This window comes from Methanomassiliicoccaceae archaeon DOK, from assembly GCA_009911715.1.
In the GTDB taxonomy this organism is placed as follows: Archaea; Thermoplasmatota; Thermoplasmata; order Methanomassiliicoccales; family Methanomethylophilaceae; genus Methanoprimaticola.
Window position 1 is genome coordinate 335,161 of sequence record CP047880.1, and the last position, 24,561, is coordinate 359,721.

The following is a 24,561-nucleotide window of genomic DNA, read 5'->3' on the forward strand; positions in this document are numbered from 1 at the left end:
GGGGGATTGGGTCATCTAATTAAAACCTTTGGATGACCTCGCTCGTCATCGTACCCCTGTACGCCCCAGTCTATGTCCGCGCGGTAGTCGGACAGATGGCGCCTGACATTGCGGGCCTCCTCCAGCCTGTCCGTGTCAACCGTGAAGACCGCCGAGCCCTCGACGTCGCCGCACTGTGCCAGCACGTCCCCGAATGGATCCAGTCCCCTGGAGCACCCGTGCATCATGAGGCCGTCCATCGAGCCGACGTTGTTGATGTATGCTAGATAGGTGACGTCCTCCAGCGCCCTCGCCGGGAGCACCCTGTCCAGGAATGGTTTGGACTGCACCGCGGACGCGGCCGAGCAGATGTTCACGGAGGCCCCGTTCAGGGAGCATCCGTGCAGTATCTCCGGGAAGAAGATGTCGTAGCAGATCGACATGCCGAACAGCACGCCGTGATACGAACCCATCGCCGGGGCGTAACCGGGGGCGAACCCCGTCTCGGCGTACACGCCGAAGCTGGCGAGATGGGCCTTGTCGTACCAGGAGTCACCGTCAGGGGACAGGAACGCCATCGAGTTGTATACCAGGTCGGACTCGAACCTCGGCGCTCCGACGACCGCGGCCTTGTCCAGCATCCTGCAAAGGTCCGAGATCTCGCCGATGCACCTTTCCGTGGTCTCCTCCAGGCCGTCGCACGGGAACCCGTACCCGGTCAGGAACATCTCCGGCAGCATCACGACGTCCCCAGGCCCGTCCCTCAGGGCCTTCTCGATCCTTTCCGCGTTGGCCTCCGGGTCGCCCCGGACGGGTGTGTACTGGCACAGTGCGATGTCGATGCGCATGAGGGGATAATCGTCGGCGACCGTGTTAAACCTGATGTCCGTCCTTCTCAATCCTTAAATCCAGACTTTTTGATTACGGTCCGATGACCGGAGTCAAGATTCCAAACATCACGAAGGAGGACGTCGAGGGCCTCGTCGGATTCATCAGGGACACGATAGGGGACATCGGATGCAAAGGCGTCGTCATAGGGATCAGCGGAGGTCTGGACTCGGCGACGGTCACTAAGCTCTGCGTCGACGCCATAGGCGCGGACAAGGTCCTGAACGTCTTCATGCCGTCGAGGGTTACGCCCGCCGAGGACTACAAGACAACGGCCGATCTGTGCTCCATGTGGGGGACCGAGTACAAGGTCGTGGACATACAGCCCGCCGTGGATGCGCTGGCAGCCGTCCTTCTGACGGGGAAGGAGACACCGCTCGAGAGGGGCAACATCTCCGCGAGGTGCAGGATGATCGTACTGTACAACCTCGCCAAGAAGAGGGACGCGATCGTCATGGGGACGTCCAACCAGAGCGAGATCATGATGGGATACTTCACAAAGTTCGGCGACGGCGCGTGCGACGTCACGCCTCTGGCCAACTACTACAAGACGGAGGTCAGGCAGATCGCCGCCATGATAGGGGTCCCCGAGCCGATCATCGCCAAGCCTCCGTCAGCGGGACTCTGGGAGGGGCAGACCGACGAGTCCGAGATGGGCATCACCTACAACGACCTGGACGGAATCCTCTACGAACTGGAGGAGGACAGGTCCGATGCGCAGATTGCGGCGGACACCGGGCTCTCCAGGGAGAAGGTCTCCGAGATAAGGAAACAGGTCGAATCCATGGAGCACAAGAGGCTTCCACCCATCCGTCAGGGTGAATTCTGATCGAAACAGTGCATGGGCAGGTTCCGAGTCACCGAAAGATTTATTAATAACCTGTTCATGCACAGTCTTGTTGCTCCTGTAGTGTAGCGGCCAATCATGAAGCCCTCTCGAGGCTTCGACACGGGTTCAAATCCCGTCGGGAGCACTCATCTCTTTTCTCTACTTTCATCATGTCCGATTCTATCCATTCGTTCGGATTGCCACATGTTGTGGTTCCTTCGTCACGGGTGCCTGTATAGGTCGGAATTTGGCGCCAATCCCTCAATCCTGTCGACTTGTATGGTCCGAGGAGACAGCTGTGCCGCGGTTCTGATCCGTGAGGGCGGCCATGCACGCATGTGTCTTTTTCGGCTGCAGATCGCTGTCTTCGACCCTCGATACGTTCTGAAGCCAAAGCATAAGAAGGGGGGGGGGACAATATTCAGTTCCGAAACCCTTTTTGAGTGTAGAGGAGGGAAATTCGACTTGGATAGCAAGAGACTGGATTGGATTCGTTTCGGGATAGAGGGATTTCTGTTGTCGATCATCGGTTCTGCGGCATGTGCCTGCGCCTACGAGATGTACGCTCCGATGGCGGATGCCTACAACATGCTCTCACCGATCCTCATGGGTATCGGCGTAATCCTGCTCATCGTCGGAATCGTCGGTGCAGCTGTCACAAAGAGCGACAACGGGAGCCAGTAAACACTTTCGTCGGTCCGGGTCGCGGGGATCCAACAGGTCTCTCAAAATGCGGTCCGGACCAGGTTTCATGGATTTTGAAGGGAAGGTGCCCCGAAGGGCGTTTCAGGGGTTTGTTCTCAGAACGGGAGGATCTCCTTCCCGTGCTGCTCCGCCAGCACCTCCGCGAACGCGGTGTACATGGCGGACAGTCCGCAGACCACCCCGACGGCGCCCCCTGCCATGACAAGGGTGTCGATGCCGCCGTAGTTGCCTGCAGACAGCAGGAAGAACGTGATCGTCAGCGTGGCGAACACGAACATCGTGGACTTCCTGCCCTTCAGTGTTCCCACGAACAGGAACAGTGTCAGGATGCCCCACAGGAGGAGCCAGGTCCCGAGGGTGGAGCTCTCGCCCGACATCCCCTCCAGGCCCATGTGCGTCGCGACGAACGTGAGCCAGAACATCCCGTACAGGGTGAACGCCACGGTCCCGAACGTGTTGCCGTTCTTGTACTCCATGATGCCCGCCAGCACCTGTGCCAGGCCTCCCACGAAGACACCCATCGCAAGGGTGACCCCGTCCAGGGGGAGGACGTCGGCGTTGTGCAGTGAGAGCAGCACGGTCGTCATGCCGAACCCGAGCAGCCCCAGGGGCGCCGGGTTTGCCTTCTTGGTCGGCTGTGCTTCGTCGGCCATAGGTCCAGCAACACGGGCATGATATAAAAAAAGTTGTCATTCGACGAATACAATCAACGGCATTCGTCGAATGTTTTGGGGTTTCACGCAGGGGACGCGGGTGCACTGGACGCACCCGTCTTCCCGTCGGCGGGCCTCCAGCAATCGTATCTCAGCAGGAGCGCCGCCATTATGATGACGATGACGGATCCGATGTTGTGCACGAGGGCCCCGGCGATCGGACCCATCAGCCCGAACACGGCCATGACCATGGCGACGGAGTTCAGGACGATGGAGAATGTTATCCCCGCCTTGATGGTCAACAGAGTCCTGCGGCTGAGCCTGACCACTCCGCCGATCTTGGAGATGTCGTCGTCGACGAAAACGATGTCCGCGCTCTCGGTGGCCATCTCGTTCCCGATGCCGCCCATGGCTATGCCGACGTCCGCCCTCTTCAGGGACGGCGCGTCATTGATCCCGTCCCCGACCATGCACGTCCTTCCGGACCCCTCGAGGCTCACGACGGTCCTCAGCTTGTCCTCCGGGAGGCACTCCCAGACGACGTCGTCCATCCCAAGGGTGTCTGCCATCTTCCTGGCTACCTGGTGCGTGTCGCCGGTTAGCATGATGGTCTTCAGGCCCAGCGACCTCATGTCCGCCACGGTCTCGACCGAGTCGTCCTTCAGGGTGTCGGACAGCACGGCGAACCCGACGGTCCTGCCGTCCACACCGGCAAGGACGACGGTGTAGCCGTCCTCTCTGACCTTGGCGGCGGTCGCGATGGTTTCATCCAGGTTGTCGGGACACATCTCCCTCATCAGACCCTCGTTTCCGGCGGTGACAGTCCTGCCGAACGCCACCCCGGACACTCCGCGCCCAGGTATGTACTCGAAGTTGGTGACCTCTCCGGGCTCACCCTGATGGGCGGCGGTTATCGCCCTCCCCAGCGGATGCTCGGAGCGGGACTCCACCGCGGACACGAGGCCCTCGAGGATTTCCGCGTCCGTGTCGGGATCGGTGCTGGTGAACCCGTGGCACACGATGTTGCCCGTGGTCAGCGTGCCGGTCTTGTCCATGAGTAGGGTGTCTACAGACGCCATCCTCTCCACGGCGCCTCCGTCCTTCACCAGTATCCCCCTCTTAGACATGTTGCCTGCGGCGGCCATTATAGCGGTGGGCGTGGCGAGGATGAGGGCGCAGGGGCAGAACACCACCAGGACCGTGACGGACCTGTAAATGTCCTGGAACGCGACGTAGGACAGGATGGCGACAGTGAATGCTATTATGACGATGTACACCGCCCAGCGGTCCGCGGTGCGCACGACCTTCGACTTTCCGGCATCGGCGTTCTCGATTATCCTCGCCATCCTGGCGATGGTCGTGTCATCTCCGACGCGGTCGACCTCGATGTCCACAGATCCGTACATGTTGACGGTCCCGGAAGACACACGGTCCCCGACGCCCACGTCGCGGGGCACCGATTCGCCAGTCAGTATGGAGTTGTTCACCGATGTGGCCCCTGATGTCACGATCCCATCGACGGGGACGACCTCGCCGGGCACGATGCGGACTGTGTCGCCCAGCATGACCTCCTCCACTGGCACGGTCGTCTCGACTCCGTTCCTGACCACTCTTGCCGTGGCGGGCTTCATGCCCACCAGCCTCATTATGCTGGCGTTCGCATGGTTGACGGTGGCCTCCTCCAGGAAGCCGCCGATCTGCATGATTATGGCGATCTCCGCCGCCGCGTCGTACTCCCCTATGATGACGGAGGCAACTATCGCCACGGACACGAGCACGTCGGCGGTTATGTCGTGCTCCTTAACGACCCCGACGATGGCGCCCCAGATTATGGGGATCCCGCAGATCGCGATCGGCACGAAAACGAGCGGCCAGGCCCAATCCGCGGTGAAAGATGCCGCCAGCGCGACGATTCCTATGACTATGCAGGAGAACTCGATCTTCTGATCCATTATCGCGTCCTTGACCAAGGACACTCCAATCACCTTCTAGATACCCCTACAGGGTATCCGTATATATACCCTACGGGGGTATGATTGCAGGTGGATCAGATCTTGGAGAACTGCTCGATTACCTTGGTGAACTCGGCGATGGTCTTCTCCGCGTCGCCATGCTCGATGCCGTCGCGGACGCAGTGCTGGATGTGTCCCTCCATGATGATCTGGCCGACCTTGTGGACGGCGCTCTTGACGGCGTTTATCTGGACTATGATGTCCTCGCAGGGAACGTCCTCGTCGATCATGCGGTCGATGGCGGCGATCTGTCCCGAGATCTTCTTGAGCCTCCTGTGGAGGTTCTCGGAGTCCATGCATTGTCTCATGGGACGTGCGTAGGTCTAACCGAGATTAAAAATGACTGGAAGTTGGAAGGGTCGGAGGGCGGGTGGTGCCCGCCCTCCGGTTGGGTGTCAGGTTACTGGTGGTTGCACCTGGGCCTTCTTCGCATCGGACTTGTTCTTGAGAACGGATGCCGCGATGGTGATGAGGAGCACCAGGACGATTACGACCAGGGACAGCACGACGGGTATCTCGATGAACGAGTGGGCCAGGAGCTTGACCGACACGAACAGCAGGATAACGCCGAGTCCGTACTTCAGGTACCTGATGGACTGCATTCCTCCGTGGATGACGAAGAACAGAGACCTCAGGCCCATCACCGCGAATATGTTCGAGGTGTAGATGACGAGGGTGTCGGTGGAAATCGCGAGGACGGCCGGGATGGAGTCCAGGGCGAACACGATGTCGGTCATCTCTATGACGATGACGCACAGGAGGAGGACGGTGACGACGCGCTTGCCGTTCACCTTGGCGAACAGCTTCCCGCGGGTCTCCTCCGTGTCGACGTAGTCGAAACGGTTCCTCATGAACTTGGCGATCCCGTTCTCCTTGTTGTCGTCGTCCTTCCCGAACGTGGTCTTCAGCGCCACGATCAGCAGGATGACTCCGAACACGTACAGGAGCCAGTCGAACCTCTCGAGAAGCTCGACCCCGACGAAGATGAAGATCGCACGGAACACGATGGCTCCGACGATACCGTAGAACAGCGCATGGTGCTGGTCCTCGTCTTTTATTCCGAAATATGCGAAGATGATGATGAACACGAACAGGTTGTCCATGCTCATCGCCTCCTCGATGGCGTAGGCGGTGTAGTACTCCATCGTCTTGGTCGTGTCACCGGTCACAACGAACAGCAGCACTCCGAACGCCAGCGCCACACCGATCCAGACGGCGGTCTGCAGAAGGGCGCTTTTCATCGGGATGTGGTGCGGCTTGCGGTTGATCCACAGGTCGGCGGCCAGGAGCACTATCACTATGACGGCGAAAACATACCATAGTGACGATTCATCCATGAGTGTCCATAGGGGAAGGAATAAAAAGCTTTGTGTTGGAAATCGCGATTAGATGCTCTATATAGGGTGTTTGGCCCCTATATAGAGCTGAATTAGTTTGTCAGTGGCTGTGGGGGAACAGGATCGTGAACAGCAGGATGAGCACGATTCCCGCGATGACGAGGGTGTACGAGCCCACGTCCTGCTTCTTCCTGTGATAGGCCTCGGGCAGTATGTCGCACATCGCGACGTACATGAACGTACCCGCGGCGAAGGCCAGCGGTATCCCGGTGAGTCCATCGAGGTCCGATATCCCGCTGAGTGCAAGGAAGAACACGATCCCGGCGACGGGCGTTATCAGGGCGAAGCTGAGGAGCCTCACGACGGCCTGCTTCCTGGTGTAGTCCGTGAGGATCATCGTCGTGGACAGGGAGAACAGGACCACGAACTTGTGTATGCACATCCCCACGGTGGCGATCAGCCCGACCTCCTCGCCGGCCAGGAACGTGGCGGCGAGCGCGAGTCCGTCGCAGGCGGCATGGATTGACAGGCCGACGAACGAGGACATCGAGGTGATCCTGTGGCTGTGGTTGTCCTGGCAGCATTCGCATGAGCATCCGCCCATGTGGCGGTGCTTCAGCAGCATCTCCACCGTCATTATGAGGACGAATCCCGCGACGATGGCGTACATGATCTGGTGTATGTCGTATCCGCCGTCCTCGCACTCATGTATCGCCTCCGGGAGAAGGAGGAAGAACAGGAGTCCGAGGAATATCCCGGCGCTCAGCGCCATCAGCAGATGGGCCTGCTTGTCGCTGAGTTTCTTCACTCTCGGCAGCATCGCTCCCGCCATGGATACGACGAGGAGCAGGACCGAGTACAGAGCGAAGGTGGCAACCGCTTCCATGAGCCCCGTCTTCTACGAGATGTTATTAAAACATTGGTGATGGGTTATTAACTTCCACCTCCATGCAGGCGTCGAAGTTAATAAGGTGATCCCATGGGAATAGTCAGCATCTCTCTCAACGAGGACAACCTCGCCGCACTGGACAGGATTCAGAAGACGTACGGGCTGTCCGGGAGGTCGGAGGCCGTCCGCACATCGATAAACGCCGCCCTGGCTGACATCAGGGAACTGGAGGGGATGGACGGGACGGTGGAGGGTGTTCTGATAATCGTCCGCGGCAACCATGCGGACCCATGGATGAGCATGATCCAGGCCAGGTACGAATCCCACATAAAGACGCAGATGCACTCGCACCTTCAGAACCACAAGTGCCTTGAGGTGATGGTCGTCTCATGCGACGCGGACGTGCTGTCCAGCATGATGAAGGAGATCCAGGCGGAGGGTAAGGCGGACTACGTCAAGTTCGTCCGCGGATGACCGGGATTACGTCAATCTGTTATTATAACGCGCGCCCGTGTGCATCCCTTATATAATTAGAACATCTTATCTACACTCGGATGGGATGTGCATGAGTGATAGCTCACGCGATTACGATAGCAACGGCTCTCACAAGAGCTTCAAGGACATCTTGCAGTCGAAGCAGGGTTTCGACGCAGACAGTCTCAAGAGAGGAATTAAGAACACACTTCAGAGCATGTTCTCCCCGAAGTCGGATTCCAGCGTGTACTCCAAGGGGGTCCGCGAGCTGGACAACTACGGGTATGAGAAGTACAACATCGAGGACGACGGGGAGATCTTTATCTCCAAGGTCCCCGAGAAGGCTCTCTTCAACGACGGGGAGCCGATCATGGTGAGGGCGACCGGAGGCAACTTCGTCGGTTCCGCCGACAACACCTCCGCCCGCATCGACGTGGGCGAGGCCCAGGCGAAGGCGGAGGACGTTAGGAGTCTCTTCAGCAACGTCCCCAGGGGGACGACCGTCGAGACCGAGTACCACGCGACCGTGGGCGAGGTCACCGACGAGGGCACCGTCAAGCCCAGGCCCATCGACAGGACCTTCCTCGACAGGATGAGGGCTTCCGCAGTCAACGAGAGGGCGGCACCCCACGTCGAGTTCGAGGCGGAGGACGTACCCGAGGAGGTCGCCGCGGAGTCGCCCAGGTTCCTGCAGATCGACGACGAGGCGGATGCGCCCGCAGTGGAGGTGCCCGACGTCGTCGCTCCCGTCGAAGAGCCCGTCATCGAGGCCACGGAGGAGGAGCCCGAGCTGTTCCAGGCGATGGACGAGGAGACGATCGCCGCACCCGCAGAGGAGCCCGAGGCTCCCGTGCAGCAGTACTCCTTCCTCGACAGGGTGGCGAGCTCCCAGAGGAAGCCTGCCGAGTTCTTCGTCGACGATGTCGATGAGCCCGTGACCGAGGAGGTCCAGGCGGAAGACGAGGACGACGACGAGTACAGCTGGATAAAGTTCGACGACGAGGTCGAGGACGTCCAGATCGACGACGAGGTCGATATCCCCATGATTGCCGCAGATGTCGCCGAGGTCGTCGCAGAGGCCCCCGTCGAGCAGTTCGAGGATGAGGTCCAGGCAGTCGCGGTCGAGGAGACCCCTGCAGAGGAGCCCGTCATCGCGTTCGCCGAGGTCCCCTCCTTCGAGGTCCCCGAGGAGCCCATCGCAGAGGAGACAGTCGCCGAGGCTTCCGTTGAGGAGGCCAAGGCCGAGGAGGAGATCGAGAACCCCATGGTCGCAGCCGACATCTTCGAGGAGACAGTCGCCGAGGCTTCCGTGGAGGAGACTCCCGCAGAGGAGCCCGTCATCGATGCGCCCGTCATCGGCGAGGTGGCCGTGGAGGTCCCCGAGGAGCCCATCGCAGAGGAGGCGCCCATCGAGGCCGTCGCCGAGGCCCCCGTCGAGCCGGTCGCGGTCATGACGCTCCCCGGCATAACAGATGTGGAGCCAATCGTCGGTCTGGAGATGGAGGGTTCCGAGCCCTCCTCCGAGTCCGCGGTCTCGGAAGGCATCACAGCCGTCGCCGAGGTCGAGACGGCTGTCACCGGAGCCGACGTAGAGCCCGCACCCGCCGCCACGCCCAGGTTCAACGGCCTGGAGGAGGACGGCGAGGGACTTCCCAAGCTCAGCGACCCTGTGATCAAGCGTCCGAGGTCCGTCAGATTCCGCTTCAGCAACGGCGTTCTCCAGAACGTCGAGTCCAACGACAAGGTCGAGCCCAAGGAGGAGCTCCGCGGCCCTTTAGCCTGACGGGTCAGCGCACCCTCCCCGACACCGAGCCCATCGCGGTCTCAGACAAGGTCCGCGACGTGATGCTGTTCACGGTACCCGGGCTCAAAGACGAGGAGGACGACCCCATAGTCGCTCCGGACGTCCCCATGAGGGACGACGGAGCCGCGGGGCGCTTCGTGAAAGCGTTCATCCATGACGAGATACCGTGGATGGATGTCAGCAACGAGGTGCGCGACCTGATGTTCCTGGCAGTTCCGAGTATCGATGTCCCGGCAGATGACCTGATCTTCGCCGACGAGGAGGTTCCCGTCGACGACATGGAGGCGTACTGGTTCGTCACTCCAGAGGCTGTCGACGAGACCGTGTCCGTCGAGGAGTCCGAGGTGCCCGTTCCCGAGACGCAGCCCATGGTGGCTGCACCTGCCGAGTCGCCGGCGATGGCGATCTCCGCACCCGCGGCCACGCTGTCGATCCACGCACCCGCAGCGGTCCACATGCTTGCCATGCCCGCGCCCGTGTACGCTCTGGCAGAGGCGCAGGTGGAGGTGCCCGAGGTCCCTGTGGCGGAGGAACCGCTCGCAGAGGAGATCCCCGTCATCGATTCGACCGAGATCGCATGGGACGTTGCGGAGCCCGTCGTCGCCGACGAGACGGCGATCGAGCCCGAGGAAGTCCCGACACCCGCCGTCCAGGCGGAACCGGCGTTCGTGGAGCCCGTGGAGGCCCCGGTCGTCGAAGAGATCACTGTGACTGTGCCGCAGCCTGAGGAGACCGTGACGGTTTCCGAGGCCCCTGCGGTCGAGATCACCGAGAGCACGCCTTCGGTCATGTTCTCCTTCGGAACCCAGGAGTTCCACGGGAGAGGCTGGAAGGTCTGCTTCTCGTTCTAAACAGAAGAAGAAATGCACATCCGAGAAACCGGGTCCTGGCCCATTCCCCCGTTGCACCGCACCGGGGTCATACATCAATTATCAAAAACAATGTTATAAGAGAGTCCCGATTCGCCGTCATGGAACTCCTGCTACAGCTGCTCATCACGCTGGTGGTCCTGTTCGTCCTGGCCCGTCTCGGTTCGGCCATCGTCTCCAGGTTCGGACTGCCGGGTCTCATCGGGGAGATCGTGATGGGTATCGTGATCGCCAACATCGCATTCGGCGATGGATGGTCGCTGATGGAAGATTTGCTGGCCATAAAGATGCCCGATCCGGTGGCTGGAACAGAGGGCAGCACGGTATACCAGGTCGTCTACGCGTTCGCGGAGCTGGGTGTCATATTCCTCCTGTTCACGGTCGGTCTCGAGACCAAGGTCAAGGATCTGATGAACTCCGGAAGGCCTGCGCTCCTGTGCGCAATCCTCGGAGTGATCATCCCGTTCGTCCTGGGATTCGCGCTCATCATGGCGTGGCCCAACACGGCGATCGGAGGCGGGGACATGAACCACGCCCTGTTCCTCGCCGCCGCGATGGTGGCGACGTCCGTGGGTATCACCGCCAGGATCATCAAGGACCTCAAGCTCATGGACACCAAGGAGGCGCGCATCATCATAGCGGCCGCCGTCATCGACGATGTTCTCGGCATGATCGTCCTGGCGATCGTCCAGGGCATGGTGGAGTCCGGGGAGCTCTCCATCATGAACGTCGCATCGATCACGATCCAGGCCGTCGTGTTCGTGCTCGTGGTCATCGCCGCCTGCAAGTGGGTTGTCCCGAGGATCTACGACTACTTCGATGACCGTCGCAGGAAGGCCGAGGCCGCCGGCAGGGTGCCCATGTCCGTCAACAAGCTTGCCCTGGCGATCATAGTCTGTCTCGCCATGGCCGCATTCGCGGAGTACATCGGGCTCGCCGCCATCATAGGGGCGTTCCTCGCCGGAATGCTGTTCGCAGACCATGCCTGGGAGTGGGATCTCGAGCACAAGATCGACTCGATCTCGACGTTCATGCTGTCCTTCTTCTTCCTCAACGTCGGTATGCAGGTCGACATAGCCTCCCTCACCAGCGGAAGCGTGCTCATCCTGGCCTTCGTCACCATAGTGCTGGCTCTCATCGGCAAGTACGTCGGATGCGGGCTCGGTGCCAAGATGGGAGACAGGTCCGTTGACAAGGAGTCCTTCAACATCATCGGTGTCGGAATGATGCCCCGTGGCGAGGTGGGAATAATCATCGCCAGCATAGGTCTGGGCATCGTGGTCGAAGGGGAGCGCGCCATGACATCGGAGCTCTACACCGTCGTCGTCCTGATGTCGGTGATTACGACCATCATCGCGCCGCCGATCCTCGCGAAGCTCTTCAGGAAGAAGTATCCGGAGGAGTACAGGATCCTGCCCGAGGACCAGATCTGATCCCGGGACAAACCTCTCAAATCCCAGCCGGGCTCATGCCCGGCTATTAATTCATCGCATGTTCTGGAAAACGATCATAGGTTTTCCGGTGTTGAAAGTGGAAACAGATCTCTAGCGCTTACGCTGGAGCATGATTCTCAGAAAAATGGTCGCATCTCAGAGAGGTACGAACACCCTGAGGAGCATGACGACGACGATGAGACCGATGGCGATGCCCACGACGGCGCGGGGGCTGATCCTGACTCCCTTCTCGCTCTCCGTGTCGAAGTACCTCATCAGGCCTGCGGAGGACTGGAATCCGGTGTCGTTCTTCTTTGCCATGGGAGTTCGTTATCTTGGACCCGTATAAAAACATTGTTTAGATTCGCCACAGCGCTTCTGTACCTGCGCGCACACGCTAAAAAACGCGCGCGCGACCGAAACGCTCTTTAATATTGTGCCAGTTGGCGCACCGATTGATATGCATTGGGCAGATGTAATCGCCGAGGAGGTCGCCAAGACCAGCGACCATCCTCTGATCGCAACAGGGATTAGCCCGACTGGGATCATCCATGTCGGAAGTCTTAGGGAAGCAATCACCGGGGAGTCGGTCCGCAGCGCCGTCGAGGCCATGGGCAAAGACGTCCGTCTGATCTACCTCATCGATTCCTTCGACCCTCTGCGCAAACGTTACGACTTCCTGCCCGAGGAGTACGAGAAGTACGTGGGGATGCCCATCTCGAGGATCCCCTGTCCGTGCGGCAAGCACAAGAACTACGCCCATCACTTCGTCCAGCCCTTCCTCGACGCCGTCGACTCCCTCGGAGTCAAGTGCGAGATCATCTGGACCCACGAGCTCTACGAGAGCGGGGCGTTCGCACCGTACATCGACATGACGTTCAAGAAGAGGGAGCAGATCATCCAGATCCTCCACGAGGTCACCGGCAAGGAGGCGAACCCCGAGTACGCCCCGTACAACCCCATCTGCGAGAAGTGCGGCCGCTTCACCAAGCCGATCTTCCACAGGTACGAGTACCCCTACATCTGGTACGAGTGCACATGCGGGCACTGCGGCAGGGCCGACATCCGCAAGGCCGAGGGAAAGCTGACCTGGCGTCTCGAGTGGCCCGCCAAGTGGATGATCTTCGGGACATCCGCCGAGCCCTTCGGCAAGGACCACGCGGCCGCAGGGGGATCGTACGACACTGGAAAGAGGATCGTCTCCGAGATCTACGGAGGCAAGGCCCCCTACCCCATACCGTACGAGTTCGTGCAGCTCAAGGGCGTCGGACAGATGCACAAGTCCCTGGGATGCTCCGTCACCGGTCTGGACGCGATCAACATGACCCCTCCGGAGGTACTCAACTACCTGTTCCTCAGGGTCAACCCGTCCAAGGCCATCGACTACGACTCCGGTATGGGCACGCTCGACATGGCCGACGAGTACGACAGGATGGAGCGCCTCTACTTCGGCGGCGAGTGGTCCGAGTCCGAGGACAACTCGGTCAGGGCATACGTCATCGCCCAGCACAACCATGTGCCCAAGGGGCTCCCCCTGCAGATTCCCTACCGCCACCTCGTCAACGTGGCCCAGATGGCCCCCGACTTCGAGGGTGTCATGGAGGTCCTGTCCCGCACTGAGGACATGTCCAAAGCCTCGCCCGAGGACATCGAGAGGCTCAAGCGCAGGGTCTCATGCGTCCGCTACTGGCTGAACGGATTCGCCCCCGACATGGTGAAGTTCTCGATCCTGCCGTCGGTCCCCTCCGACGCAGACCTCTCCATGAACGAGAAGGTCTACTTCCAGGCGCTCGTCAAGAGGATGAACGACTGCGTGTGGAACTCGGAGAACATCACCGAGATCGTGTCCGACATCGCCAAGGCCTCCCCCATCGGGACCAAGGGCGCATACAAGGCACTGTACAAGATCTTCATCGGAAAGACCGCAGGCCCCAGGCTGGGTCCGTTCCTGGCGTCCATGGATCAGAAGTTCGTGGTCAACAGGCTCATCCAGGCCTCGCTTTGAAACGGGCCCCGACAGGGGCCCTTCCCTTATATCATGAACCCGATTCCCAGCCTCATGGATTCGAAGCACCTCGTCATCGCCTCTGCAGCGGGATTCGTCCTGATGCTCATAGGCTTCATAGGGTACGTCGCGGCTCCGAGCATAGCGTTCCAGTCCGTATTCATCGTGGGCGTCGTCATCCTGGCCGCAGGGTACGCCCTGATATACATCCTGGGCAGGAAGGCCGTGATGGAGTACCAGGCCGAGGAGAGCGATGAGGACGAGAACGGGTTCTTCTACATCCTCGACGAGGACTACTCCGCCCCCGTGGGGGATGCGACGATCGAGGATCTCTCCAAGAGGGAGTGATCCCATGCCGGCCCTCAACGCGGACATCCTCTATCTGTTCTTCAATTCGGCAAACATGAACCGCTGGAACGACCACATGCGTCCGGTCGACCTGACGGAACTGGACAAGCAGGCCCACAAGGCCGCCATAGCCTGGGTCCTGGCGAAGTTCGAGGAGTCCTCCGGGAAGACCATCGACTGGAGGAGGATCATCGAGCACACGATGTTCTCGTTCATCCAGAGGGCGGTCCTCACAGACCTGAAGCCCCAGGTCTTCCACAAGATCGCCTCGGAGAGGCGCGGTCCGGTAAACGACTACGTGCTCTCCGAATTCGACCGTCTGGTGCCGGATTCCGATCCCGGGTTCAGAGCACGCTTCGAGGAGTACCTCGGGGACCCGAAGTCCACTCCCGAGGATGCCGTCATACGCGCCGCACACTATCTGGCGACCAGATGGGAATTCAATCTCATCTACGACTCCAACCGTTCCCTCTACGGGATAGAGGGCACGCGCAGGGAGATCAACGAGCAGATCGAGCAGCACACGGACCTCATCGGGGTGAGGGAGATCATGGCGACCGAGGAGACCTTCGACTTCATCGACCTCATAGGGCAGCTCAGGTTCCAGCAGCGCTGGGCGAGGACCCCCCGCATACCCAAGACCACGGTCCTGGGGCACTCGCTCATGGTCGCGGACATGATGTACCTCCACGACCTGGATTCGGGGGCGGCCGACCGCGAGGTCTACAACGACTTCTACAGCGGCCTGTTCCACGACCTCCCAGAGGTCCTTACGAAGGACGTCATCTCGCCCATCAAGGAGAACGTCAGCGGTCTCGCGGCGATACTGGAGGAATACGAGCACGACCTGGTGGAGTCGACAATCATGCCTCTCCTCAAGGAGGAGTGGAGGGACGAGTTCCGCCACATGGTGTACGAGCCGTTCACCGACGTGGACATCCCCGGCTTCGGCAGGAGGAACGGGACGGATCTCAAGGCGTGCGACCTCATGGCGGCGTACATGGAGGCCAACATCTCTCGCCGCTACGGCATATCCTCCAACACGCTCCTAGAGGGCGAGAGGGGCATCCGTGACAAGCTGATCGACAAAGGTCGCGGGATAGGTGCCCAGAGGCTCGTCGAGGACCTCGATCGCATGAGGATCTGAATCGGCGCCTGTACCTCGGATCGCCGGTCGCCCTGATGGTCAGTCTGACCTCGGTGGCATCGGTTCTGAACTGCTCCTCGCCGACTGACACCTTCTTGCTGTCGCAGAACTCCTCTATGGCGACATCGTCTGCTCCGGCCCTACTCGCCATCTCACGGACGTACTCGATACCCTCGCGGCGCGTCTCTTCAAGACCCTCCTCGAAGGAGGTGTAGTACTTCCTCCCCAGTCTGGAGAACACTATGCACGCGTTAGTGGCCAGCTCCTTGCCCAGAACCGATTGTATCAGGATCTGGATGGACTCCACGACCTTCCCGCTGATGGCGCCTACGGCGTTGCCTATGTCGTAGTCCCGTGGAAGGACGAGCTCCGTCCCAAGTGCGGCCGCGACGCGGGGGAGCATGTCGTAGGAGGGTCCTCCAAGACCCACTATCGGCTTGTTCAGTCTGAAGCGCACATCGAAGTCCCTCCCCCGGGCCTCGTTCACTCCGTCCCTAACCAGGTCGTCGCCGTAGCCTTCCAGGGCACGGTCCGATCCTTCCGTCATGAGCTTCCTGATGATGGTGGTCCCGATGCGCTCCTGTATCATCGCGTCGATCCTGTCCACGAACTCGTCCGGGGTTATGCCCATGTTGGCCGCATGGTACATGATCGCCAGCTTCGACGCCTCTGCATCGTACCTGGTGAAGGTTCCGCGGTAATGCATCAGGTCGGTGGGGGTGAGCCCTATCCTCTGGATCATCCTGCGATTCTCCATCGTCTCGATGTGGAACGACACCGCGGGCTCTCCGAACTCCCATCTGGCATCCGCCATGCTGTGAGGCGTGCCGTCCACGAACTCGAGGAACCTGCGGTCGAGGTCGGTCAGATCCCCGTCCTCGCCATCTCCAAGCCTGATGAAGTACTCCGTGTCCATGACGAGATTGCGCTGGTAGTTGGCGTAGTCCACGTCACGGGGGCCTCTGGCCACCAGCAGCCGCAGCCACTCGGTTATCACCGGGTATCTGGCGGCGGCGACGCACAGCGGCGTGACCTTTACAGTCGACAGAGAAGGTATCCTGCCGTTGACGACGATGCGGCTGTCCCCACCCAGTCCGGCGGTGGCTATGTCCGCCGCGGCGACCCTGGTCCGGAAACCGCCGATCAGAGCGCCCTCCTCCTCGAGGTGGACCCTGCCGTCACGGATGACCCCGACGTCCGTGGTGGTGCCGCCGATGTCCACCACGACGGCGTCGTCGAGTCCGGACAGCCTGCGGGCGCCGTTGATGCTCGACGCCGGACCGGAGAGTATCGTCTCCACGGGCCTCTCGCGTGCCATCTCCTCGCTCATTATGGAGCCGTCACCCTTGACGACCAGGAGCGGCGCGTCGATGCCGGACTCCTCCATTACAGCGTCCACCGAGTCGAGCAGCCTTCCAATGATGGGTATGAGCCTCGCGTTCATCACGCAGGTGGTGGTGCGTTCGTTGAATCCAAGGGACGAGGACAGCTCGTGCCCGCACACCGCCGGGACCCCCAGGATGTCGGAGGCCATGGCCTTGACGGCGTTCTCATGGTCGGGGTTCCTGATGCTCATGAATCCTGTGATCGCCACGGAGTCGACCTTTCCTCTGACCGACTCCAGGAACGTTCTGACGGCCTCCAGGTCGAGGGGCTCGTCCTCCCGTCCCGAGGCCCTGTAGCTTCCGGAAACGTATGCGGTGAAATCAGCCTTCACGGGAACCGTGAGTTCGTGCCCCATGACCACCAGTGCGACCCTGCAGCCCCTGCCCTCGACCACGGAGTTCGTCGCCAGGGTGGTGGACAGGCTGACGACGTCTGTCTTTCTGAGGAGGTCACGGTCGAAACCCTCGATCGCGCCCCTGATTCCGCGGGACAGGTCGTCGTGCGTGGTCATCGATTTGGACCTCGCCAGTATCCTGCCGCCGTCTATGTCCAGCAGCACTGCGTCTGTGAACGTTCCCCCTGTGTCCAGTCCCAGCCCGATCCTCGTCATGCGGAATCCTCCTAAGAAGCGATGGAATGAAATCGGGCCATCCGACGATAAACATGCCGAATGGCGGGGTAAGTGGTTGGGAAGAGGTTTCGGACGAAGTCTCAGTTGTGCCTGTCGATGACTTCCTGTCCGCGCATGTAGGGCCTGAGGACCTCGGGGATAGTGACGGTGCCGTCCTTGTTCTGGTAGTTCTCGAGGATGGCAACCATCGTCCTGGGCAGGGCGAGTCCGGAACCGTTGAGGGTGTGGACGAACTCGCTCTTCAGGTGGGGCTCGGGCCTGTACTTGATCCTGGCCCTCCTGGCCTGGAAGTCGGTGAAGTTGCTGCACGAGGATGCCTCGAGCCAGGCGTCCTTTCCGGGGGCGTAGAGCTCCAGGTCATAGCACTTGGAGCAGGAGAAGCTCATGTCTCCCGTGCACAGGAGCAGGACCCTGTAGGGGAGTCCGAGGCCGTTGATGAGGTCCTCGGCGTTCTGCCTCAGCTCCTCCAGCCTGGCGTAGGAGTTCTCGGGGAGGACGAAGTTGACCATCTCGACCTTGTTGAACTCGTGGACCCTGATGATTCCCCTGGTGTCGGCGTGCTTCCCGACCTCCCTCCTGAACGAGGGGAGGTACGCGGTCCAGTAGATCGGGAGCTGGCTCTTGTCCAGGATCTCGTCCTGGAGGAGGTTGGTTACGGGCACCTCGGCAGTGGGGTTGAGGAACATGTCGTCCCTCTCGAGGTAGTACATGTCGTCCTTCAGGTTGGGGTACTGCCCGGTTCCGATGACCGCGGCCTTGTTCACGACCACGGGCGGGAACAGCTCGGTGTAGCCCTGGTCCTGGTGCGTGTCCAGGAAGTAGTTGATGAGGGCCCTCTCGAGCCTGGCCCCGTCGCCCTTCAGGCAGTAGAATCCGCTGCCGGCGACCTTGACGGCCCTGTCGAAGTCGATGATGTCCAGGTCCTCGGCGATCTCCCAGTGCTCCTTGGGCTTGAAGTCGAACTTCCTCTTCTCGCCCTTCTCGTACACCACGACGTTGTCGTGCTCGTCCTTCCCTATGGGGACGGACTCGTGGGGGATGTTCGGGATGTTGAGGACGCAGTCCTGGCGGATGTCCTCGAGCTCGGCCATCCTGTCGTCGTTGGCCTTGATCTTGTCGGAGACCTCCCTCATCTCCTTGATGCGCGCGTCCTTCTCCTCGCCCTTGGGCATCTTGGAGATCTGCAGGGAGACCTCGTTCCTGGTCTGCCTGAGGCGGTTGTTCTCATCGGTGAGCGCCCTCCACTCGGAGTCGGCGTTGAGGAACCTGTCGAGGATCGCGTCGTCCTTGTTCCTGTTCTTAAGCATGGTCCTGATCATGTCAGGGTTTGATCTGATGACGTTGACGTCAAGCATCGGAAACACCTCGGAACTTCTTCTGGCTGAGGGACGTCCACGTGCGTTTGTCCGTGAGGACGATGACGCTCCCGCGCACGTCCACAGCGATCGCTCCGGTGGCCTCCTCGATCGACTCGGCCGCTCCCTTCGCATCGTCGTCCGAGTTGGAGAGCACCTTCACCTTGATCAGGCGGTTCTTCTTCAGCTGGTTGACGATCTCGTCGAAGACGCCCTGGTCGAGGCCGTCCTTGCCGACATGGACCGTGGGGCTGATGTCGTTGGCCCTTCTCATGAGCTCCTTCCTAGCGTCCTTCTCAGTCATGTGATTGCTCCTTCAGGTACGGTCTGCGGCGGATCTCTCCGCACATGCCGCATGTAACGCACACCATGTGGTTGCCCAGGCGGACGGTGCAGTTCCTCCCCGGCATGAGGGGGATCCCGCATCCGTCGCAAATAGGGACGTCCTGGGGCAGGGGGACCTGCGTCTTGGCGCCGATGCGCCTAGCGATCTCCACATACCTCCTGGCACGCTCCGGCCTGTCCTCGCGGACAGCCTCTGCGGCGAGACCGAGTAGCCTGTCCATGCGCTCCCTGCCGATGTCGTTGAGTACCTTCTGCGGGACGCGCCTTCTGCTCATACGGTGTGCTCCGGACGTTCCGATTACAGCGGTCCTATAATAAGGTCACGCACACGCGTTATTACTCGGACGGTGTCGGATCCGGTCCGCCGTCCAGGGGGCACATCCTGTCGAGGAGCCCGCGGACCTTGGGATTGTCCGGCGCCGTCCCGTCGCGGTGCGAGTGCCAGAGGTCCACGAACTTCCTGTGGAATCCGATGACGCATCCGTCCCAGGTATCCGCGGAGGACTCCAGCCCGAGGTCGTCGCACCTCAGGTGCCAGGCGGAAGCGCGTGCGTAGTAGCTCGGCACCCCCTCGAGCGGGTAGACGAGGCCGATGTCCCTCCCGGCGGAAATGCCCCTCAGGAACACCGCCCCCGGGAACGTGTAGCAGTTCTCGACGGCCCTGAGCTCCACGATGCGGTCCATCTCGTCCCTGATCACGGTGCCCATGGCGATGACGGGCCCTGCCGCGGCGAAGTCCTCCTGCTCGTATCTCGAGATTCCGCTGGTGTAGCTTACGGGAACCAGCGAGGCCCCGTTGGAAATCGCCCAGCGTCCCTTCCTCTCCGGGTCCTTGACGATGACGCCCATGAGGCCGCCGCCGTGGGCGCGGGTGACGGCTCCCGCCATGCCTGTGACCCAAACCGTGTCGATGTCCGAGAACGGGTGGAGGTCCTCCCCGTAGCCGTGGAGGAGTGTGCATCCCTCCAGGTCGTGGAAGATGTCGAGGACGATCCCGGCGATCCTCTTCCTGCCGGGGACGTCCGGGTAGCTGTCGTCCATCCAGGTGCCGCGGGTGGTCCCGCCGAGGTAGTCCAGGGTCTCGTCCAGGAACCGCCTGGCATCATGTGCCAGCGCCCCCTGCGATCCGATGCCCAGGTGTGCGTACAGGCTCTCGGGGACGTCGCCCTGCAGCCTGAGCTCAGCCCTCACGATGCCGCGACAGATCTCGGAGAAGAGGCGGTCGATGTCCGACAGGACGGCCTCGGTCACGCGATCGTCGGCGGACACCTCCGGATCAGTCGACGACACGACCCTGACGATGTAGCTCCCCATGCTACGGGAATCGCACCGTGACCTTAAAACGGAACGGGTTCAGACGGTCACGGGCACCATGGACAGGAGCAGGTCGCGTATCTCCTTCTCCTCGCCCTCGAACTCGTCGTCGGTCTCCGCGTAGGTCTCGAAGAGGAACTCGAAGTACTCGTGGAACGCGATGACGCACTCGTCCCAGCTGGGCTTGGCCTCGGATATGCCGAGGGCCTCGCAGTCGAGTGTCCAGAGCCCCTTCTTCGCGTTGTATCCCGGGCTGGCCTCCACGGGGTTGAGAAGCACGATGTCCCTGTCGGCGGTTATTATCCTGTGGAACTTGACGGTCGGGAAGGAGTAGCATCCGACGACGGCCCTCATCTCCTTGACGTCCCCCTCGTCACCGGTGACCACAGTGCCAGACGCTATGAGCGGGCCCGCCTCAGCGAACAGCGGGATGTCAGTGGATGATATGTTGCTCGCGAACGTTATCGGGACGCAGTCCTTCCCGTTCGAGATGAGCCAGCGGTTCTTCCTGACAGGGTCCTGGGAGATGGTCCCGATGACGGCTCCCTGGAACGAGACGGATGTGTCCTCCGCCAGGGCCCTGACCGCGTCCTTGCGGGTGAGTCTGAACTTCTTCAGGTCGTCTCCCCTGCCGTAGCGCATGTCGTAGCCTTCCAGATGGTCGGACAGAGCCATGATGTCCCTCGCGAGTCTCCTGCGTGCCAGCGCCTCGCGGTGGTTCCCGGGCTCCGACCATGTGTCGGGCATGTTGGCTATGTCCAGCTCCCTCATGAGCTGGTTCAGTGCGTCCAGCATGAGCGTGTCCTCCCTCTCGGAGGACGCTCCGACGTCCGTCCCCGACGCTGAGCCCATCGCGAGGTCGAACCTCCTGGTAAGCTCCTCGGGGATGGAGTTCTGCAGTCTCAGCTCCTGCCTGATCATCATCGAGCCGATGTCTGATATCAGGTTCTGCACGTCGACCATGGTCTGTCCCGCCACTGACACGGGCACATGGGCGTTCTCGTCATCTGTCGGGACCACTTTGAAGTTGAAAGGCTGCATCTGGATCTGGACGGTCATGGGCCCGAAGCCTACTTATTCTTTAGGGAGTTGCGGGACGCGTGCGTGCGTACCTAATGCGCCCGAAAACGACGAAACGCTTATATGCGGGACGTATATCGGCAGTCAGTTGACACGGAGCCGTAGCGCTCCGATTGCATTCACAATCCAAGGTGGTTTAAATGGTAAGAAAGCCCGCTTCGATGTACAGGCAGATCAAAGGTCAGGCGTACACACGCCGCGAATACATGGGTGGAGTCCCCGCCAGCAGGGTTTCCCAGTACGAGATGGGAAACCTCCGCGAGGACTTCCCCGTCGTCCTCACCCTCAGGGTGAAGAACCGTGTCCAGATCAGGCACACCTCCATCGAGGCCGGCCGTATCGCCGCCAACAAGGTCCTGAACGGACAGATCGGTGTCGCCAACTACCACATGACCGTGAGGGCCTACCCCCACGTCGTCCTGAGGGAGAACAAGCTGGCCACCGGCGCAGGAGCGGACCGTGTTTCGAGCGGAATGCGCCAGGGATTCGGAAAGACCGTCGGAACCGCTGCCAGGCTCGAGCGCAACCAGGCAATCCTGACAGTCCGCGTCCCCGCCGAGAAGGCGGTCATCGCCAAGGACGCCCTTTGGAGGGCATCCATGAAGTTCCCCTCCCCCTGCTACATCGATGTCGAGAAGGGACAGGAACTCATCCTGTAAATGTTCGATTTCGAACTGGAAACCATATCACGCTGGATTAGCGACGGGGGCTTCGCCTCCGTCGCACTCCAGATGCCTGAGGGCCTGAAGATCCGGGCCCCCGAGATTTCTGAATTCATCGAGAGGGAGACCGGTGCCATCCCGGTCATCGTGGGACGTCCGTGCTACGGCGCCTGCGACCTCTTCGACTACCGCGGCTGGGCGGAGGCTCTCATACACTTCGGTCACTCCCCCATACCGTCCCAGGGCGAGGATCCGAACGTCCTCTACATAGAGTCCCGTTCCGACGCCGATGTCGACGGGTCGGTGCTGGAGTCCCTGGTCGACCTTCCGCAGAGGGTCGGTCTGCTGGCGACCGTGCAGTACCTGGGGCTGATCCCCAAGGTGAAGGGTATCCTGGAGTCATCAGGGAGGGCCGTGTCCGTCGGTGTCGGCGACGGGAGGATATGCCATCCGGGGCAGGTCCTCGGCTGCAACTGCAGCGCCGCCGAGGCGGTGGACGCCGATGTGGACGCGTTCCTGTTCATAGGGGAGGGCGACTTCCACCCGCTGGCCGCCGCGTTCGGGATGGAGAAGCCCGTGCTGGTCCTCAACCCCGTCACAGGGGAGGTCAGGGACATGGCGCCGGTCAGGGACAGGATCCTCCGCAGGCGCTTCGCCGCGATACAGGGTGCGAGGGATGCGCAGAGCTTCCTGGTCATCGTGTGCAGCAAGATAGGTCAGAACCGCTCGGAACTGGCGGACAGGATGGTGGCGATGCTCAGGGATCACGGCAGGACGGCCCACAAGGTCGTTATCGAGGAGATCAACCCCAATGCGCTCATGTCGTACCAGGTGGACGCGTTCGTCAACACGGCATGCCCGCGCATAGCCATGGACGATGCCGCCAGGTACCCGAAGCCGATGCTGACCCCGCCTGAGCTCGAGATCGCCCTGGGCGAGAGGGAGTGGGGACAGTATCTGTTCGACCAGATCCGCCCCTGAATGTTCGGAAACGAATCACGTTGGTTCTCTAACATTTTATATGCGCGCGCGTGTAGGCCGAGGCATGGAGTTCAAAGACGCCGTCTCGGCCAGACGTTCCGAGTACATGCTGGATGCAGCCGACGTGGATGTCGACGCGGTCGTATCCGTCCTCAGATCCATCGCGGGCAAGGTCCCATCCTCCTTCAACGCCCAGTCGGCGAGGATGTTCGTGCTGTCCGGCGAGGACCACGAGAGGTTCTGGGGGATCGTCGAGGACATCCTCGCTGAGAGGTCGAAGGACGCCGAGAGGTTCAAGGCTACGCGTGCGAAGCTGGCGACCTTCCGCGCCGCCGCAGGCACGATACTGTTCTACGAGATCGATGCCAAGACCGAGGCGCTCATGGAGGAGCACCCGAGCTATAGGGACCTCTTCCCCCAGTGGGCGGAGCATGGGAACGCGATGCTGCAGTTCGCCTCATGGGTTGCCATCCGCGACATGGGTCTCGGGGCCAACATACAGCACTACAACCCGATTATCGATTCCAGGGTGGCGGACGAGTTCGGGATCCCATCAGGATACAGGCTGATCGCGCAGATGGTCTTCGGCAGGGTGGTCACCCCGGCGGGACCGAAGGACAAGCTCTCCGGTGACGACATCGTCATTGTAGCCCACGCCAATAATAATAATGAAAAGGATATGTGAGGCCAGATGTTCACTTCCAAAACCCTTCTGAGCGGTGACCTGCCCGACGTCAGGGTGGGCATCGGTCGCGGATCCGATGTGGGGAACGTAGAGAGGAGCGTTCTCGCGATGGAGGGCCGCGACATCCGCATATACGATGACCCCAACGAACTGGTCTCCGACCTGGTGTCGGGGAGGATCGACGCAGCCGTCCGCGGCGACATGTCCTCGTCCATGCTCCTGCCGATTCTGAAGAAAGGACTCGGAGTCAAGGGACTCGAGAGGGTTGCCTTCATGGAGCCCCAGGGAGGGAAGCTCATCATCCTGTCCCCCGTCGGCATAGACGAGGGATGGACCGAGGACCAGAGGTACGACCTCGCCGTGAGGTCCGCCCGGCTCGCCCGCAAGGTCGGCATGGGCGACAGGATCGCCGTGATGTCGGGAGGGAGGTGCGAGGACGTCGGCAGATGCAAGGCGGTCGACAGGTCCATCGAGAGCGCCAGGGCGATCGTCAAGCGCCTGGTCGCTGACGGTTACGACGCATACCACTCGCAGATCCTCATAGAGGATGCGGTCAGGGAGGCGGACATCATAATCGCGCCCGAGGGGATCACGGGCAACATAATATTCAGGACGATGCACCTGGTGGGAGGGGCCAAGGCCCTCGGCGCACCGGTCGTCAACTCGGACAGGGTGTTCATCGACACATCCCGTGCCAAAACGGATTACAGGGACTCGCTCGCCCTGGCAATGAGACTTTCGGAGGAATGA

Annotated in this window: 26 protein-coding genes and 1 tRNA gene; 14 read left to right on the forward strand and 13 right to left on the reverse strand. The window is 61.1% G+C overall.

The genetic code is table 11. From position 1 onward, the window contains the following. Positions 1 to 11 precede the first annotated feature (11 nt). The gene (locus JS82_01790) at positions 12 to 827 is read right to left on the reverse strand and encodes a hypothetical protein (protein ID QHK16926.1); all 816 of its coding nucleotides are present in this window, start codon (positions 825 to 827) and stop codon (positions 12 to 14) included. A gap of 83 nt (positions 828 to 910) precedes the next feature. On the opposite strand from JS82_01790, the gene JS82_01795 reads away from it, so the two are divergent. From JS82_01795 to JS82_01805, 3 genes are all read left to right on the forward strand, one after another. After that, on the forward strand, positions 911 to 1,696 hold the full coding sequence (locus JS82_01795; GenBank protein ID QHK16927.1) for an NAD+ synthase: 786 nt from the start codon (positions 911 to 913) through the stop codon (positions 1,694 to 1,696). Between the two features lie 72 nt (positions 1,697 to 1,768). Continuing rightward, positions 1,769 to 1,841, forward strand: a tRNA-Glu gene (locus JS82_01800). A 371-nt stretch (positions 1,842 to 2,212) separates the two neighbouring features. Then, entirely contained in the window at positions 2,213 to 2,380 is a 168-nt protein-coding gene (locus tag JS82_01805; protein QHK16928.1) for a hypothetical protein, read from the forward strand. A gap of 116 nt (positions 2,381 to 2,496) precedes the next feature. Here JS82_01805 and JS82_01810 read toward each other — a convergent pair whose 3' ends face one another. The 5 genes from JS82_01810 to JS82_01830 form a co-directional block, all read right to left on the reverse strand. Beyond that, complete coding sequence (locus tag JS82_01810; protein ID QHK16929.1) at positions 2,497 to 3,054, reverse strand: hypothetical protein; 558 nt, start codon at positions 3,052 to 3,054, stop codon at positions 2,497 to 2,499. Between the two features lie 83 nt (positions 3,055 to 3,137). Beyond that, positions 3,138 to 5,030, reverse strand: coding sequence for a cadmium-translocating P-type ATPase (gene cadA, locus JS82_01815; GenBank protein ID QHK16930.1), 1,893 nt, complete (start codon positions 5,028 to 5,030; stop codon positions 3,138 to 3,140). 71 nt (positions 5,031 to 5,101) lie between these two features. Beyond that, positions 5,102 to 5,374 (reverse strand): metal-sensing transcriptional repressor, encoded by a 273-nt coding sequence (locus JS82_01820; protein QHK16931.1) that lies wholly within the window; start codon positions 5,372 to 5,374, stop codon positions 5,102 to 5,104. An 87-nt stretch (positions 5,375 to 5,461) separates the two neighbouring features. Next, a complete protein-coding gene (locus JS82_01825) occupies positions 5,462 to 6,403 on the reverse strand; it encodes a TerC/Alx family metal homeostasis membrane protein (protein ID QHK16932.1) in 942 nt (313 codons plus the stop codon). A gap of 100 nt (positions 6,404 to 6,503) precedes the next feature. Next, positions 6,504 to 7,289: a ZIP family metal transporter gene (locus JS82_01830; GenBank protein QHK16933.1), complete on the reverse strand. Its 786-nt coding sequence runs from the start codon at positions 7,287 to 7,289 to the stop codon at positions 6,504 to 6,506. 93 nt (positions 7,290 to 7,382) lie between these two features. Here JS82_01830 and JS82_01835 point away from each other — a divergent pair, with 93 nt between their 5' ends. The 4 genes from JS82_01835 to JS82_01850 all read left to right on the forward strand — a co-directional run bounded on the left by JS82_01835 (position 7,383) and on the right by JS82_01850 (position 11,872). Continuing rightward, positions 7,383 to 7,766, forward strand: coding sequence for a CopG family transcriptional regulator (locus JS82_01835; protein ID QHK16934.1), 384 nt, complete (start codon positions 7,383 to 7,385; stop codon positions 7,764 to 7,766). A gap of 91 nt (positions 7,767 to 7,857) precedes the next feature. Next, entirely contained in the window at positions 7,858 to 9,549 is a 1,692-nt protein-coding gene (locus JS82_01840; protein QHK16935.1) for a hypothetical protein, read from the forward strand. Between the two features lie 62 nt (positions 9,550 to 9,611). Beyond that, positions 9,612 to 10,421 (forward strand): hypothetical protein, encoded by an 810-nt coding sequence (locus JS82_01845; protein QHK16936.1) that lies wholly within the window; start codon positions 9,612 to 9,614, stop codon positions 10,419 to 10,421. A 119-nt stretch (positions 10,422 to 10,540) separates the two neighbouring features. Beyond that, positions 10,541 to 11,872, forward strand: a complete 1,332-nt coding sequence (locus tag JS82_01850) for a cation:proton antiporter (GenBank protein QHK16937.1) — start codon at positions 10,541 to 10,543, stop codon at positions 11,870 to 11,872. A gap of 156 nt (positions 11,873 to 12,028) precedes the next feature. Here JS82_01850 and JS82_01855 read toward each other — a convergent pair whose 3' ends face one another. Beyond that, positions 12,029 to 12,193 carry a preprotein translocase subunit Sec61beta gene (locus JS82_01855; protein QHK16938.1) on the reverse strand — a complete coding sequence of 55 codons (165 nt, stop codon included), beginning with the start codon at positions 12,191 to 12,193 and terminating at the stop codon, positions 12,029 to 12,031. 139 nt (positions 12,194 to 12,332) lie between these two features. Here JS82_01855 and lysS point away from each other — a divergent pair, with 139 nt between their 5' ends. The 3 genes from lysS to JS82_01870 are packed head-to-tail and all read left to right on the forward strand — an operon-like array spanning position 12,333 to position 15,372. Beyond that, the gene (gene lysS / locus JS82_01860; GenBank protein QHK16939.1) at positions 12,333 to 13,877 is read left to right on the forward strand and encodes a lysine--tRNA ligase; all 1,545 of its coding nucleotides are present in this window, start codon (positions 12,333 to 12,335) and stop codon (positions 13,875 to 13,877) included. A 54-nt stretch (positions 13,878 to 13,931) separates the two neighbouring features. Next, a complete protein-coding gene (locus tag JS82_01865; GenBank protein QHK16940.1) occupies positions 13,932 to 14,225 on the forward strand; it encodes a hypothetical protein in 294 nt (97 codons plus the stop codon). 4 nt (positions 14,226 to 14,229) lie between these two features. Continuing rightward, complete coding sequence (locus JS82_01870; GenBank protein QHK16941.1) at positions 14,230 to 15,372, forward strand: HD domain-containing protein; 1,143 nt, start codon at positions 14,230 to 14,232, stop codon at positions 15,370 to 15,372. Here the strand turns inward: JS82_01870 and JS82_01875 are convergent. The 6 genes from JS82_01875 to JS82_01900 form a co-directional block, all read right to left on the reverse strand. After that, positions 15,212 to 17,368 carry a hydantoinase/oxoprolinase family protein gene (locus JS82_01875; GenBank protein ID QHK16942.1) on the reverse strand — a complete coding sequence of 719 codons (2,157 nt, stop codon included), beginning with the start codon at positions 17,366 to 17,368 and terminating at the stop codon, positions 15,212 to 15,214. The genes JS82_01870 and JS82_01875 overlap by 161 nt on opposite strands. A gap of 101 nt (positions 17,369 to 17,469) precedes the next feature. After that, positions 17,470 to 18,744: a serine--tRNA ligase gene (serS, locus tag JS82_01880; GenBank protein QHK16943.1), complete on the reverse strand. Its 1,275-nt coding sequence runs from the start codon at positions 18,742 to 18,744 to the stop codon at positions 17,470 to 17,472. Next, on the reverse strand, positions 18,737 to 19,048 hold the full coding sequence (locus tag JS82_01885; GenBank protein QHK16944.1) for an RNA-binding protein: 312 nt from the start codon (positions 19,046 to 19,048) through the stop codon (positions 18,737 to 18,739). Before JS82_01885 ends, serS begins: the two co-directional genes overlap by 8 nt. Next, entirely contained in the window at positions 19,041 to 19,364 is a 324-nt protein-coding gene (locus JS82_01890) for a ribonuclease P protein component 4 (protein ID QHK16945.1), read from the reverse strand. Before JS82_01890 ends, JS82_01885 begins: the two co-directional genes overlap by 8 nt. A 61-nt stretch (positions 19,365 to 19,425) precedes the next feature. After that, on the reverse strand, positions 19,426 to 20,403 hold the full coding sequence (locus JS82_01895) for a hypothetical protein (protein QHK16946.1): 978 nt from the start codon (positions 20,401 to 20,403) through the stop codon (positions 19,426 to 19,428). A 39-nt stretch (positions 20,404 to 20,442) separates the two neighbouring features. Next, a complete protein-coding gene (locus JS82_01900) occupies positions 20,443 to 21,462 on the reverse strand; it encodes a hypothetical protein (GenBank protein ID QHK16947.1) in 1,020 nt (339 codons plus the stop codon). A 161-nt stretch (positions 21,463 to 21,623) separates the two neighbouring features. Between JS82_01900 and JS82_01905 the strand changes: the two genes are divergently transcribed. The 4 genes from JS82_01905 (at position 21,624) to mtxX (ending at position 24,561) form a co-directional block, all read left to right on the forward strand. Beyond that, entirely contained in the window at positions 21,624 to 22,142 is a 519-nt protein-coding gene (locus JS82_01905) for a 50S ribosomal protein L16 (protein ID QHK16948.1), read from the forward strand. Next, the gene (gene dph2, locus JS82_01910; protein QHK16949.1) at positions 22,143 to 23,126 is read left to right on the forward strand and encodes a diphthamide biosynthesis enzyme Dph2; all 984 of its coding nucleotides are present in this window, start codon (positions 22,143 to 22,145) and stop codon (positions 23,124 to 23,126) included. Positions 23,127 to 23,190: 64 nt separating this feature from the next. Beyond that, positions 23,191 to 23,811 (forward strand): nitroreductase, encoded by a 621-nt coding sequence (locus JS82_01915; GenBank protein QHK16950.1) that lies wholly within the window; start codon positions 23,191 to 23,193, stop codon positions 23,809 to 23,811. Between the two features lie 27 nt (positions 23,812 to 23,838). After that, positions 23,839 to 24,561 carry a methanogenesis marker protein Mmp4/MtxX gene (gene mtxX / locus JS82_01920; protein QHK18359.1) on the forward strand — a complete coding sequence of 241 codons (723 nt, stop codon included), beginning with the start codon at positions 23,839 to 23,841 and terminating at the stop codon, positions 24,559 to 24,561.